This window comes from Microbacterium sp. GXF0217 (genome assembly GCF_054798195.1).
Genome location: NZ_JBSJZG010000008.1, coordinates 84035 through 97812 on the forward strand (window position 1 = coordinate 84035; position 13778 = coordinate 97812).

General features: G+C 69.0%; 10 protein-coding genes. 1 reads left to right on the top strand and 9 read right to left on the bottom strand.

The window, feature by feature from the left end; translation table 11 throughout:
* Positions 1-29 precede the first annotated feature (29 nt).
* From ACWAT3_RS15620 to ACWAT3_RS15630, 3 genes are read right to left on the bottom strand one after another with little or no spacing between them, the layout of a single operon-like run.
* Complete coding sequence (locus ACWAT3_RS15620; RefSeq protein ID WP_460799887.1) at positions 30-1079, bottom strand: DUF2207 family protein; 1050 nt, start codon at positions 1077-1079, stop codon at positions 30-32.
* Positions 1080-1110: 31 nt separating this feature from the next.
* A complete protein-coding gene (locus ACWAT3_RS15625) occupies positions 1111-3594 on the bottom strand; it encodes a glycoside hydrolase family 65 protein (RefSeq protein WP_460799889.1) in 2484 nt (827 codons plus the stop codon).
* The gene (locus ACWAT3_RS15630) at positions 3591-4307 is read right to left on the bottom strand and encodes an HAD-IA family hydrolase (RefSeq protein ID WP_460799945.1); all 717 of its coding nucleotides are present in this window, start codon (positions 4305-4307) and stop codon (positions 3591-3593) included. Before ACWAT3_RS15630 ends, ACWAT3_RS15625 begins: the two co-directional genes overlap by 4 nt.
* Positions 4308-4475: 168 nt before the next feature.
* On the opposite strand from ACWAT3_RS15630, the gene ACWAT3_RS15635 reads away from it, so the two are divergent.
* Positions 4476-5276, top strand: coding sequence for a DeoR/GlpR family DNA-binding transcription regulator (locus ACWAT3_RS15635; RefSeq protein ID WP_460799890.1), 801 nt, complete (start codon positions 4476-4478; stop codon positions 5274-5276).
* Position 5277: 1 nt separating this feature from the next.
* On the opposite strand, the gene ACWAT3_RS15640 is transcribed toward ACWAT3_RS15635, so the two are convergent.
* The 6 genes from ACWAT3_RS15640 to ACWAT3_RS15665 are packed head-to-tail and all read right to left on the bottom strand — an operon-like array spanning position 5278 to position 13569.
* Positions 5278-6165, bottom strand: coding sequence for a LacI family DNA-binding transcriptional regulator (locus ACWAT3_RS15640; RefSeq protein ID WP_460799892.1), 888 nt, complete (start codon positions 6163-6165; stop codon positions 5278-5280).
* A 37-nt stretch (positions 6166-6202) separates the two neighbouring features.
* Positions 6203-8473, bottom strand: coding sequence for an FAD-dependent oxidoreductase (locus tag ACWAT3_RS15645; protein ID WP_460799893.1), 2271 nt, complete (start codon positions 8471-8473; stop codon positions 6203-6205).
* 50 nt (positions 8474-8523) lie between these two features.
* Positions 8524-10335 carry a BNR-4 repeat-containing protein gene (locus ACWAT3_RS15650; RefSeq protein WP_460799895.1) on the bottom strand — a complete coding sequence of 604 codons (1812 nt, stop codon included), beginning with the start codon at positions 10333-10335 and terminating at the stop codon, positions 8524-8526.
* Between the two features lie 3 nt (positions 10336-10338).
* A complete protein-coding gene (locus ACWAT3_RS15655; RefSeq protein ID WP_460799897.1) occupies positions 10339-11676 on the bottom strand; it encodes an extracellular solute-binding protein in 1338 nt (445 codons plus the stop codon).
* 49 nt (positions 11677-11725) lie between these two features.
* Positions 11726-12664 (bottom strand): carbohydrate ABC transporter permease, encoded by a 939-nt coding sequence (locus tag ACWAT3_RS15660; RefSeq protein WP_460799898.1) that lies wholly within the window; start codon positions 12662-12664, stop codon positions 11726-11728.
* Entirely contained in the window at positions 12661-13569 is a 909-nt protein-coding gene (locus tag ACWAT3_RS15665; protein WP_460799899.1) for a carbohydrate ABC transporter permease, read from the bottom strand. The genes ACWAT3_RS15660 and ACWAT3_RS15665 overlap by 4 nt, the downstream gene beginning before the upstream one ends.
* Positions 13570-13778: the final 209 nt, after the last annotated feature.

Below are 13778 nucleotides of genomic sequence, written 5' to 3' on the forward strand. Positions count from 1 at the left end.
TTGCTGTTCCTCAGCATCCGTCCCCGGCCTCAGCTCAGGATGTCGAGCACCGACCCGATGCCCTCGATCGCGCCGCCCGCCGCATCCGCGAGATCTCCGACCGCCGCGACGAGTTCCACGGCGCCGCCGACGAGTTCGAGCACCACCAGCACGCCGTCCACCGCGAGGATCAGGTCGTCCGCCCCGTCCCGTTGCGCGAGCTCCTGCCCGTCGAGCCTGAGCATCCGGGACCAGCTCTTCTCCTCGCCGAACAGGACGGCGTAGGGCAGCAGCCGTTCGTTGAGCAGGAACCGCTGCAGTCGAGCATCCGAAGCCTCGACGGAGACGTCGTTGCGCAGCAGCGCGCCGTCCACGGACTGACCGAAGCGCAGCGGCTCGCGTTCCGCGAGCGCGACGTACTCGCGGATCCCCTCCAGGTGCGCGCGCAGCGGATCCGCCGCCGGCGAGAAACGGCGCCAGGGGCGCGGGATCAGCCGCATCGCCACGATCACGATCCCCGTCGAGACGAGCAGCAGGATGCCTCCCCCGACGTCCCGGTTCACGAACGAGCCGAGAGCGAGGAACCCCGTGACAGCGACTCCCGCCCAGCTCAGCAGCCACAGCGACACGACCGGCCAGGTCCGACGGCTCTGATCGACGAGGCCCTCATCGATCAGCCGCCGCTCGGCATTCGCGAGGAGCGTGCGCAGGCGTCCGGACAGCGCACGGCGATCCTTCGAGAAGCGTCGCACTCGACCGGGGGTGTGATCCGGTCCGAACAGCGCCTCGAGCACCGCGATCTCACCGGCCGTGAACTGCGCGCCTTCGACGACTTCGACACCGACCGGTGCCCGCTTGTCCGTACTGTCGGGGGCCAGCATCCGGATCTTGCGCCGCACCGCAAGGTCGACCAGGGCGGCGGCGATGGTCCGCCGGTCCGCGCGCAGCAGGAGTCCGTCCACCACGACATCCGCCCCGTCCGACGGAGCGAAGCGCGCCCCGGGGGACGCCGGCGTCGCACGCGAGAGCGCACGCGCCCAGAGCGCCCCTGCGAGCAGAAGGAGCGCGGGGATCAGACCGATCAGGATCGCGACGAGCACCCGATCAGTCTAGAAAGCGCGCGCCGCCACCTCAGTCCGGAAAGCTGGTGATCACCGGGATCGCGCTCGTGACCACCGGAACGGATGCCGACATCAGCGTTCCGTCGTCGCGTCGAGCATCCGCGAACTGACGCAGCGTCGGGCGCCCGGGGATCACCGGCCCCTGGCCGATCAGCGCCGCGACGGCATCCTGCCCTTCGGATGCCGTGTACGACTCGCCGCGCACCGTGAACGTCACGGGGTCGCCGACCCGCACCCGAACCCGCAGTTCGTCGCGCGTGAGCGTGACCTCGAGCGCCGTGCCCCGCCATTGCAGGGGGTACGACAGCGAGGGCCAGTCGACGGGAAGCCTCGGGTCGAAGCTCAGCTCACCCGCATGATCGCGCATACCGCCGAACCCGCTGACGAGCGCCGTCCAGACGCCGCCGGCCGACGCCACGTGCACGCCGTCGGCGGCGTTGTGGTGCAGGTCGCCGAGGTCGACGAAGAGCGACTGCTCGAAGTACTCCCTCGCGAGATCCTGATACCCCACCTCGGCGGCGAGGATCGACTGCACCACGGCGGACAGGGTGGAGTCGCCGGTGGTCAGCGGGTCGTAGTACTCGAAGTCGGCGAGCTTCTCCTCTGCCGAGAAGTGGTTGCCCTGCAGGAACAGGGCGAGCACGACATCCGCCTGCTTGAGCACCTGGAACCGGTAGATCACCAAGGGGTGGAAGTGCAGCAGCAGAGGACGCTGATCGTCCGGCGTGTGCGCGAGATCCCAGACCTCGCGCTCCAGGAACAGCGAATCCTGCGGGTGGATGCCGAGGCCGTCGCTGAACGGGATGTACATCGCATCCGCGGCGCGGTCCCAGGCATCCGCCTCCCCCGCATCCAGCCCGGTGCGATCCACGAGTGCATCGAAAGCGCGCGGATCGCTCGCCGCGAGCTCGCGCACCACGCGTGCCGCCAGGCGGAGGTTGAACCGGGCCATGACGTTGGTGAAGAGGTTGTCGTTGACGACGGTCGTGTACTCGTCGGGTCCGGTGACGCCGTGGATGTGGAAGGTGGCGTCGCCGTTGCGTCCGCGCCAGAAGCCGAGTGTCGCCCACAGCCGTGCGGTCTCGACCGCGATGTCGACGCCCTCGCGGTGCAGGAAGTCCACGTCGCCGGTGGCGCGCACGTACTTGCCGAGCGCGAAGCTCACGTCGGCGTTGATGTGGTACTGCGCAGTGCCGGCGGCGTAGTACGCCGAGGCCTCCTCGCCGTTGATGGTGCGCCACGGGAACAGCGCCCCCGCTTCGTTGAGCTGCGCGGCGCGGCGGCGTGCTGCCGGCAGCATGAGCACGCGGGCGCGGAGCGCGTTGCGCGCCCACTGCGGCGACGTGTACGTGAGGAACGGCAGGACGTAGATCTCGGTGTCCCAGAAGTAGTGCCCGCTGTACCCCGAACCGGAGACGCCCTTCGCCGGAACACCGGCGCCGTCGGCGCGAGCGGAGGCCTGCGCCAACTGGAACAGGCACCACCTGGTCGCCTGCTGCAGGGCATCCTGTCCGCCGATGCGCACGTCGCTGCGCTCCCAGAAGGCATCCAGCCACGCCTCCTGGATGCGGAACTGCAGGTCGACGCCCTCGAAGGCGACCCGATCGAGCGACCGGCGGCAGCGGTCGACGAGCTCCCGCGCCGGAACGCCGCGGGACGTGTGATAGCTGACGAGCTTCGTGATGCGGATCGGGACGCCCGCCTTCGCCTGCACACGGAACACGTTCTTCGCGATGTCGGGTTCGATGAGCTGGCGCGCGCTGTAGTCGTTGTCGGTCTCGATGATGTGATCCGCGACGACCGCCGCGGTCATGCCCGATTCGGTGACGCTGTACGAGAGCGCCGACCGGAGGCCGTCCTGCCAGTACTCGACCGGTTGCAGGACGCGCTCGGTGATCTTCTCGGCGCGACGGGGATCGAACCCCGCCTTCTTCGCGGCCACCGGAGTGCCGCCGTACACGGTGCCGCCGTCCTGCCGGTTGAGGATCTGGCAGCTGATCGTGACGGGAGCGTCGGCGTTCTCGACCGTGACCTCGAGGCGGATGATCGCGAGGTGGCGCTCCTCGAAGCTCACCATGCGCTCATCGCTCATCCGCACGCGCTTGCCGGACGGGGTCTCCCACACCAGCTCCCGGCTCAGGATGCCGGTGCGCATGTCGAGCGTCCGCGAGTACTCGCGGACGTCGGCCTCGTCGAACGAGATCGGTTCGTCGTCGACGTACACGCGCATGATCTTGGCGTCCGGCGCGTTGATGATCGTCTGCCCGACCTCGGCGAACCCGTACGCCTGCTCGGCGTGACGGATCGGCCAGGTCTCGTGCAGGCCGTTGATGAACGTGCCGTGCTCGTGGGCACCCCTGCCCTCGATGTGGTTGCCCCGCAGGCCGAGGTAGCCGTTGCCGATCGCGAAGAGCGTCTCGGAGACGCCGTCCTCGGTATAGCGCGTCTCGACCAGACGCCACGGGTCGACGGGGAAGCGGTCGCGATCGATCATGCGGTCTCCGAAGGGGTCGGGAGGAGTCGGGCGAGGTCATCGACGATACAGGTGGCTCCGGACTCCAGGAGCACATCGGATCCGGCACCGCGGTCGACGCCGATGACGGTCGCGAAGCCGGCGGCCGCGGCCGAGGCGACGCCGGCCACGGCATCCTCGACGGCCGCACCGGCGGCGGCGTCGATGCCGAGCGCTGCCGCGCCGGCGGCGAACATGTCTGCGGCCGGCTTCGACGCGAGCGCATCGCGCTCGGCGACGACGCCATCGACGACGATCTCGAAGAAGTCCCTGATACCGGCGCCGGCCAGGACCTCCTCGGCGTTCTTCGAGCTCGACACGACGCCCATGCGGATCCCGGCAGCGCGCAGGTTCTCGAGCAGAGCGAGCGAGCCGGGGTACGGGGCGATCCCGTCCGCCCGCAGGGATGCCGAGAAGGCGGCGTTCTTGCGATTGCCGATGCCGCAGATCGTCTCGGCGGACGGATCGTCGTCGACCTCGCCCCACGGGATCTCGACGTTTCGGCTGCGCAGCAGGCTCGCCACGCCGTCGTAGCGCTTCTTGCCGTCGACGTACGCGAAGTAGTCGTCGTCGGTGTACGCAGGCGCGATCCCCCACCGGGCGAAGACGTCGTCGAAGACGGCCTGCCACGCGCGCATGTGCACTTCGGCGGTCGGGGTGAGGACGCCGTCCAGATCGAACAGGACGCCGGGCATGGTGCGCAGGTCGGGCAGAGAGTCGGACACGCGGGCCTCCAAAAGAGCGGCGGAGTTCGGGCCGGCACCCCTGTGTGCCACTGCCAGCGTAATGGGCCGAGCGGGGCGCACGCTACGTCCGCGCCGCCACCCATGGCAGACTGACGTGCAGATCGAAAGGGGTCCCTGGTGCTCGCTGCCGAACGCCGCTCGCGCATCGTCTCCGAAGTGCGTCGCACCGGTGCCGCTGGTGTCGCCGACCTCGCGACCGCGCTGGACGTCAGCGAGATGACCGTCCGCCGCGACATCGACGTGCTCGCGATGCAGGGCGTGGTCGACAAGGTGCGCGGCGGGGCCACGACGCCGCGTCTGCCGGAGCGCACGGATGTCGACTTCACGTCGCAGGCCCGTCTCCGTCTCGCCGAGAAGAACGCGATCGGCCGGGAGGCGGCCGCGCTGGTCGAACCGGGGATGGCGATCGGCCTCTCCGGCGGCACGACCGCGTGGGCGCTCGCCCGTGCGCTGCGCGGCATCCCCGATCTGACGATCGTGACGAACTCGCTGCCGGTCGCCGAGGTCTTCGCGCGCCCCGACCGCGCCGACGAGCCGTACACGCAGACGGTCGTGCTCACCGGAGGAGTCCGCACCCCGGCTGACGCGCTGGTGGGTCCGATCGCGGTGCGCGCGCTGGACGTGCTGCACTGCGATCTTGTCTTCCTCGGCGTGCGCGGCGTCGACCTGCAGGCCGGCCTCACGACCTCGAATCTGCTCGAAGCCGAGACGGACCGCGCCCTGATCGCGGCGGGGAGCACCTCGGTCGTCCTCGCAGACCACTCGAAGTGGAAGGCCGTCGGGCTCACCACGATCGTCGACGTCGAGGACGTGGACCGCCTGATCATGGACGAGGCGCTGTCGTCCGAGGCCGCAGGCCACCTCGGCGAGCGCGTTCAGCTCACGCTCGCGCCGCTCGACGTCCCCGCCGACGCCTGATTCAGCGCGCGGTCGACGCGCGCGTGACGATCGACGATGCGACGACGACGTGCTGCACCGGCATGTCCATTCCCGGCGGCGTGCTCATCTGCCGCGCCAGCGCGTCCAGCGCGGCATCCACCAGCGCACCGTCGTCCGGCGCGACGGAGGTCAGGGTCGGCGTGGAGAACTGCGCCGCGTGCACGTCGTCGAATCCGATCACCGCCACCGTCTCGGGGACGCGGATCTCGGCGTCGTGGAGCGCCGCGAGCACTCCGAAGGCCAGCGAATCGTTGGAGCACACCACCCCGTCGCAGTCGACGCCCCGCGCGATGAGCTCCGCCATCGCGCGGCGCCCCTCTTCGGCAGTGAACGCGTCGACGGTCGCGATGAGCACGGCATCGTCGTCCAGCTCGAGCCTCTGCACGGCCGCACGGTAGCCGGCGAAGCGCTGATCCGCGGCATCCGACGGCACGGCATCCCTGCGGCCGACGAACGCGATGCGGCGGCATCCGGTCTCCGCGAGGTGCGCGGTCGCGGCATCCGTACCGGCCTTGTTGTCGACCGTCACGTGCGTGAACGGGCTCACCTGGATGTGCTCTCCCAGCAGCACGATCGGCCCCGGCGCCGTGCGCCTGGTGAGGTCGCCGACGGTCAGCGACCGCGGGATGTGGATGAGCCCGTCGATCGGAGGGAGCCCGACGCCGTTCGCGATGTCGACCTCGCGTTCGTGCAGGCCGGCGGTCTGCTGGATGAGGATCGACAGACCTCGCTCGTGCGCCCTCGTGACGAACAGCGAGGTGAGCTCGGCGAAGTACGGCTCGTTGAGGTCGGGGACGGCGAGCGCGACGATCCCCGTCCGCGCGCGCCGGGTCACCGGTGCGCTGCGTCGTGCGCGCGCTTCGTTCACGGCCACGCTCCTCATCGAGATGCTCTGAGCTCTCACGCTACCGCTCACCCGCGGCTCCCCTCTGCACCCGGAAGGCGATGACGCGCGCCTGTCGCGCCCCGTTGGTCGCGGAGACCACCAGTCGTGCTGCCGTGACCGGGCCGATGCCGTCTGGCAGGCCGTGCGTCCGCAGGCGACGGCGGTTGTCGCGCACGTCGGCGATCGCGATCCACCCGTCGGCGCCGAGGACCTCGAGCCGATAATCCCGCACGAGCTGAGGGATGACGCGATCGGGGCTGCGGTGGTGGTGCAGCGTGTTGAGCTCGAGATCGACGTCGTCGTCGAAGACGAGACGGATCTCACCGGCGACGACCGGCTGATCCCAGTCCAGCTGCAGCCACTCTTCGCGTCCGGCGATCAGCGGCTCCGACGCCCACATGTTCGGTCCGTCGAAGGGCCGGTTGTATCCGCTGATCGCGCGCTCAGGCGCCAGCACGCGGGATTCCCGGAGTGCCCGGAACAGCACCGACCGTCCGCGCAGCGGCTTCGTCGGCCACTGGACGATGAGCTCGTCCCGGCTGATCTCGACGTTCTGGTCGTCGTTGTCGAGCCGGTGGACGAGGGTGAGGACCCCCGGTGGCAGCTCGGTGGTCGTGAAGAGCGTGACCGCCGGCTCGTGCCGGACCACGACGATCACGTTGCGCGCGCGGTCGGCGGCGTACGCGAGCGGCACATCGACCCAGCGCGCCTCCCCCGCGGGAAGCGGAATGGATGCCGCGGCCACCCGCTCGACCGGGATCACGTTCTGCGGCAGATCGGACACGTACGCCTCGACGACGAGGGTCGTGTCGGCGGCGCTCGACGCGCGCAGGGCGATGCCGCCGAGTTCATCGGTCACCGGAACGACGATCCCGATGTCGTCGGTCAGTCGATACGGGATGCCGTCGTCACCGGCATCCGTTCCGATCGTGCGGGTGAATCCGGATGCCGTGACGGACGCGCTTCTGGCGAGATCGTCCGGATCCTCGTTCGCGACGCCGATCAGCGTCGCATCTGCGCGCAGCAGCGTCTGGCGCAGCTCCGACAGATGCTGCTCGTGCACTCCGCGCGGCGTCGTCGCCCGGCTGACGCTCAGCGCGGCAGCGGTGCCGGCGGCCTCCCCCATCGCTGCGCACGTGGCCATGACCCTGGCGGCGCCGAATGCGATGTGCGTCGCGGAGACGAGGCGACCGGCCATCAGCAGGTTGCTGACGTTCTGCGAGTAGAGCGAACGGTACGGGATCTCGAACACACCGTTCGAGAAGCGCTGGACGGCGCCGGCACCGGTGGCGTACATGCCGCCGGCCGGGTGCAGATCGATGGACCATCCGCCGAACGCGACGCTGTCCTCGAAGGAGGTCTGACCGACGATGTCGCCCTGATGCAGCGTGTAGTCGCCGATGAAGCGGCGGTACTCGCGCTTGCCGGGGATGTTGCCGATCCATTCGAGGTCGAGCGTCTCGGCGTCGAAGCGTCCGGAGTTCTTGATGTAGTCCCAGATGCCGAGGATCACCCCGCGCAGCTCGTCGCGGATGCGCTCGTTGTCGTCCACGATGTCGAGTTCGCCGCCCCACTCGACCCACCAGTACGCCGCGCCGCTGTCCCCCGAGCGGATGATGCGGGACTCGGGGATCGGGGTCGTGGTGATGTCGATGGTGGAATCGGGTGCGACGAAGTCGACAGGACGGCCGAGATCCTTGGAATAGAACAGCAGCGTCGAGCCGAGGAACTCCTTCTTGGGCTCCTCCGGAGCCCACTCCTCGCCGAACTCCGCCTTGCCCTCCTTGCCGAGGCGGTAGCGCGCGCCGGCCAGGTGGCCGACGAGCCCGTCGCCCGTGCAATCGAGGAAGATCGGCGCCGTGAAGGTGGTCGTGATCTCGGACCCCATGGTCCAGCCGGTCACCGAGTCGATGACCCGGTCATCCTCCGGTCCGCGCGCGGCGACCTCGCGGACATCCGTGTTGAGGAACAGCCTGATGTTCTTCTCCGCCCGCACCGCATCCAGCACGACGTCATCCCAGTGGATCGGGTTGCCCTCCGGGTTGCGGTACTGATTCTCGACGTAGAGCTCGCCGATGATTCCCGTCTCGCGCGCCCATCGCTGGTTGCCGTGCGCAGTCGCCCCGCACACCCACACCCGCACCTCGGACGACGAGTTGCCGCCGAGAACCGGCCGGTTGCCGATCAACGCGACGCGCTGTCCGAGCCGGGCGGCTGAGATGGCGGCCGAGACACCGGCGAGACCTCCTCCGACGACGACGACGTCGGTCTCGATCCTCTGGCTGCGCATGCTGATGGGTTCCTTCCGTGGGTGGGGTGTGCGGGGCGCGGGCGACGGCCTCAGCGGGTCGCGGCGATCGCTTCTATCTCGAAGACGCGCGCGACGTCGGTCTCGGATGCCGATGGATCGGAGATCTCCAGGCGAACGGCATCCGCGATGAGTCCTCCGGCGTCGACCCTGACGAGCCGATCCGTGTTGGCCGCATACGAGCCGACGTCGGTCCAGCCGTCCGCGGTGTGCACGAGGACCGTGAAGCCGCGCAGCACCGCCGCGGTGCCTGGATCGACGCTGTAGCCGCTGCGCACCCGGACCTCGTCGAGCGCCTGGGCCTCCGGCCAGGTGATCTCGACGGTGGGTGCGAGATCGCCGGCCGCGGAGATCCAGCGGCTGGCATCCGTGCAGACGCCGTCGACCGCGCGCTCGGGACCGGTGTCGGCGCGGAGCTGGGATGACGCGACGACGCTCGCCCCCTGGGCGATGTTGACGCCGCCGAGGTCGCCGCGCAGCGCCGCGACGATGTCCGCGAGCTCGCCGCTCTGGCGGAGCGGGGCGAGCCGGGGAACCTCGGCGTACGACAGCCGCGCCGGGTTGGCATTCGGTGCGCTGAGATACAGCAGGTCGGTGCCCGCGTTCGTCGTCGTGGCGCGCAGCCGCTGCTGGCCGCTGCGCTGCTCACCGATCGGCGAGTACGTCCAGCCGTCCTGCCCTGCGGACCGCTCGATCCTGACCGCCTGGCTGCGCAGCTCGCCGCAGACCTGGGCGGTGACGGCGGCGTACACCCGCACGGTCGAACCGTGTGCGGTCATGTCGATCGTCGCGCTGGTCGCGGTGTCTGCGCCGAGTTCGGAGACGTCGACGAGCATCTCACTGGACCAGGCGTCGCCGTCCCAGGACGCGTGCAGCACGTCGTACGCGGTCGCGTCCTTCTCGATGAAGCGGTACGTGATGCCGACGAGCCGGTCATCCCGCAGCGCCATCTTCGCCGTCTGGAGCGCCGGGGTGTAGCTCGAGATGTCCTCATCGACGCCGAAGTCGCGCCAGATCACCGCGCCGCCGCTGTCGGGTGTGACGGGCCCGGCGATCGTCTCCCCTGCGACATCCTCGATCGTCCCCGCGGCCGGGTCGTACACCGCGTACGAGCCGAGGTGTCGGGCCGGGTCGGCGGGCCACGGCCCCCATTCCCAGAGCACGTGCACTCGGCCGTCCTGGTCCACCTGCAGGTCATCGGGGTAGAACGAATACCCTGCGGCACCTGCGATCGTCGTCGCGCGCCGCCAGGCTCCGACATCCGGGTCGTAGTGGTACAGCACCCCATCGCGGCGGCGCTGCGCGTCGGCGCCACTGCGCACCAGCAGCCAGGCGTCGCCGTCCGCACCGTGCGCCGTGATCGGATACGTGTTGGTCGCCGTCTGATCGGGCATCTCCGCCGTGGCATCGACGAGGCTCGTGACATCGCCGGGCGTCTCGGAGCGGAAGTAGTTCCACTGCTCGTTGTGCATGGAGACGAAGGCGTGGATCGTGCCCGCGCCATCGACCACGATCGATGGCTGGTTGTGTCCGTTGTCGTCGACGAAGCTCACGCACGCGCCGGCGGCATCCTGCAGGCAGCCGTCGGTCCACGCGCCGTCCTGGGATCGCGCGGCGAGATGCACCTCGTGCGTCGCCGCGGTCGGGCCGGGGGCGTTGTACGCGAAGTAGGCGACACCGCCGACCTCGTCGATCGGGTTCCACCACCCGGCCTGGTTAGAGGAATCCACCCGGAAGGGCAGGTCCTCCACGATCTTCTGCGGCGGTGCGGCGACGGCGGGGAGGACCCCCGCCGTCGCGAGCACCGCACCGGCGAGCGCGCCGATCGCGATACGACGATGCATGGCTCAGCCGACGAGCTTCTGTGCAGCTTCTCCGGCGGCCTTCATCGCGTCGGCCGGCGTCGCCGATCCGACGAGCACGGCCTGCACCTGCTCGGCGATCTCGGTCTCGATCTGCGAGTAGGTCGTGAACGCCCAGAACGGGTTGGTCGTGGCCGTCGCCGTGATGCGCTCGCTGAACAGGCTGCCGAAGACGTCGTCCTTGACCACGTCGGACTCCTGCGCCTCCGTGGTCACCGGCGGCAGGCCGCGGACGGCGTAGTCCGCCAGGACGGTGTCCAGGTCGCTGGTCGCGAACTGCGCGAAATCGCCGGCGGTCGGCGCACCCTCGCCGTCGATGACGGCGATCGCGCCGCCCCAGACGAGCGCACGCGGGGTGTCGCCGTCCTTCAGCACCGGGCGCGAGACCGGCGCCAGCTTGCTCGCGAGGTCGGGGTCGGGCGACTCGCCGACCACCGCGTTGCGACCGACAGGCGCGTCGTCGTAGATCGCCGCGCGTCCCTGGGCGAACAGCGAACGTGCGTCGAAGCGGTCGACGTCGGCCGCGATGAGGCCCTGGTCGTACAGGCTCTTGTACCAGGTGACGGCCTCGATCGAGGCGTCGTCGCCGATCGTCACGGTGTCGCCCTCGACGAGCGGGCTGCCGAAGGTCTGCATCCAGATCAGGATGTCCTTCAGTTGCGCTGCCTTCGTGGATGCCGCGTAAGGGATGAGGCCCCCACCGAGGCCCTTCAGGTCCTTCAGAGTCGTCTCATAGGCGTCGATCGTGGTCGGGAACTCCTCGGGCGTCACCCCGACCTTCGCGAGCAGCTCGGAGTTCGTGACGAGCCCGATCGCGCCGATCGTCCACGGCAGGGCGTACTGGGTGCCGTCGAACTGCGCGGCCTTCAGCGCGGCATCCGTGTAGCCGCGTCCTTCGGTGAGCGACGAGAGGTCCTGGAGCTTGCCGAGCGCGGCCAGCGACCCGAGCCAGGCGACATCCACGTGCGCGGCTCCGGTGAACTGTCCGCCGCGCACCTGCAGCAGCAGCTGGTTGAAGTACTCGTTGTACGGGAACGAGACGTCGTCCACCGTCACGGACTGCTTGTCCTGGTACGAGGCGACAATCGCCTCCAGCGCGGGGGCCGCGGCCTCCTCGGTGAACGACCACGAGGCGAACGAGAAGTCCGTCGGGTCTGCGCCGTTGAGTCCGGCCGTCGAACCGCCGCCAGCGGCAGGAGCGGTGCCGGTACCTGTTCCGGTCGGCGCGCAGGCCGCCAGCGTGACTGCTGCGGCGCCGATGCCGAACAGCTGCAGCGCACGGCGTCGGTTGAACTCGAGGCTCATGAGAGGGGAAACGGACATATCGTCCTCCTTGTCGATCTGTCTGATGAGTGGGAATGCGTGAAGCGGATCAGCCCTTGACCGCACCGGCGGTCATGCCGCCGACGAGGAAGCGCTGGAGCAGGATGAAGGCGATCGCGACGGGGAGCGAGACGACGAGGGATGCCGCCATGAGCTCCGGCCACGCGGTGGATGCCTCGCCGACGAACGTGTTGACGAGCCCGGGCGGAAGCGTCTGCTTCTCGGGGCCGGCGAGCGTCAGCGCGAAGATGAAGTCGTTCCAGCCGCGGACGAACGCGAACAGCCCGGCGGCGACGAGTCCTGGAGCCGACAGCGGCAGCACGATCGAGTGGATGATGCGCAGCCGCGAAGCACCGTCGACGCGTGCGGCTTCGATGAGCTCGTCGGGGATCGTGTCGAAGAACCCCTTCAGCATCCAGACGCACAGCGGCAGGGTGAAGGTCGTGAAGGACAGGACCAGCGCGGTGTACGTGTTCAAGAGGTTGTAGGCCGCGAACACCGTGTACAGCGTCACCAGCAGCAGCGCCTGCGGGAACATCTGCGACGCGAGGACGAAGTACATCAGGGCGCGGCGGCCCGTGTAGCGGAACTTCGAGAACGAGTACCCCATGTACGCCGACACGAGCACCGACAGGACCGCCGTGATGACGGAGACGATCACGCTGTTCTGCAGGTACACGAACAGCTGCGGGTTGGAGAACAGCGACGTGTAGGCGTCGAACGAGATCTCGGTCGGGAAGAACTGGGGCGGGTACGCGAAGACATCGGTCTTCGGCGTGAGCGACGTCACGAGCAGCCAGTACACCGGCAGCAGCGCGAAGCCGCCGAAGACGATGATCGCGAGCCAGGCCGCGATGCGCACCCCCGGCCGTTCGCGCCGCTCGGCAGATGGCGGGCGCGGCTTGCGGACCTTGCGGGGAGGAAGCACCTGGGCGGCGGTCGCCCCCACCGAGGAGGCCGGGTTCTCCGGCAGCAGCGTAGCGGTCATTTCTTCTCTCCCTTCTCCGAGAAGCGCACATAGACGACGACGAGGATCATCAGCAGCAGGAGCCAGAGCAGGCCGAGCGCGCCGGCGTGGCCGAGGTCGAAGCTGTGGAAGGCGGTCTCGTAGACCGCGGTCGCGAACGTCTGCGTGCTCCCGGCCGGCCCACCGCCGGTGAGGACGTAGATGATGTCGAAGTGCTGGAAGTTCCAGATGAACTCGAGCAGCAGGACGAGCCCGATGATGCCCTGCATCTGCGGGACGGTGATCGAGAAGAAGCGCCGGATGGTGCCTGCGCCGTCGATCTCGGCGGCTTCGTGCAGCTCACGAGGCACGGTCTGGAGTCCGGCGAGGAGCATGACCATCATCCAGGGGAACGACTGCCAGGTCTTCGCGATGATCACGGCGAGCATCGCGGTGCCCGGCTGCGCGAGCCACGCCTGCGGCTCGTCGATCAGGCCGATCCCCTGCAGCAGCGCGTTCATCACGCCGTAGTTGGCGTTGAAGATCCACATCCACAGGAACGACACGACGACGCCCGGCACCAGCCACGGGATGAGCATGAGTCCGCGCATGACCTTGGATCCGGCGATGCGGGTGTTGAGCGCGAGCGCCAGCGCGAAGCCGATGATGAACGGCAGCACCGTGGTCCCGATGGTGAAGACCATTGTCTGGCCGAACAGCGTCATGAACTCGCCCTGCAGGACATCGATGATGTTCTGCAGACCGACGAACTCGCGGCCGGGGTAGAGCAGACTCTGCTCGAAGAACGCCGTGACGAGACTCGTGATGAGCGGATAGACGACGACCGCTGCGAGCAGCGCGAGACCTGGGACGACCAGGAGGAACGCGAAGAGCTTGTCCGAGATGCGTCTCGGCTTGTTTACTTCTGTTGCTAATTGTGAAGTCATGTTTCCCACGTCTCTGTGCGGACTCTGTCGCCTTTGAGCAGGCAACCCAGCAGGGGTGCGGAATAAGCTTCGCCGAGCAGGACTCCCTCGTCAATTCGCCGCGGTAACGCTTAGGTAACAGGAAGTTGGCTTCTGTGCTTTTTAGTTACCTTGGCGTGTGATCTGCAGACGCGACGACAAGCACCCCGCGGAGCGGGGGAAGCCGAACA

What these genes read in the sequence shown, in the direction of transcription:
- ACWAT3_RS15625 (WP_460799889.1), bottom strand. Translation starts at nt 3,594, where the DNA reads ATGATCGATCGCGACCGCTTCCCCGTCGACCCGTGGCGTCTGGTCGAG.
- ACWAT3_RS15630 (WP_460799945.1), bottom strand. Translation starts at nt 4,307, where the DNA reads ATGCCCGGCGTCCTGTTCGATCTGGACGGCGTCCTCACCCCGACCGCC.
- ACWAT3_RS15645 (WP_460799893.1), bottom strand. Translation starts at nt 8,473, where the DNA reads ATGCGCAGCCAGAGGATCGAGACCGACGTCGTCGTCGTCGGAGGAGGT.
- ACWAT3_RS15650 (WP_460799895.1), bottom strand. Translation starts at nt 10,335, where the DNA reads ATGCATCGTCGTATCGCGATCGGCGCGCTCGCCGGTGCGGTGCTCGCG.
- ACWAT3_RS15655 (WP_460799897.1), bottom strand. Translation starts at nt 11,676, where the DNA reads ATGTCCGTTTCCCCTCTCATGAGCCTCGAGTTCAACCGACGCCGTGCG.
- ACWAT3_RS15660 (WP_460799898.1), bottom strand. Translation starts at nt 12,664, where the DNA reads ATGACCGCTACGCTGCTGCCGGAGAACCCGGCCTCCTCGGTGGGGGCG.
- ACWAT3_RS15665 (WP_460799899.1), bottom strand. Translation starts at nt 13,569, where the DNA reads ATGACTTCACAATTAGCAACAGAAGTAAACAAGCCGAGACGCATCTCG.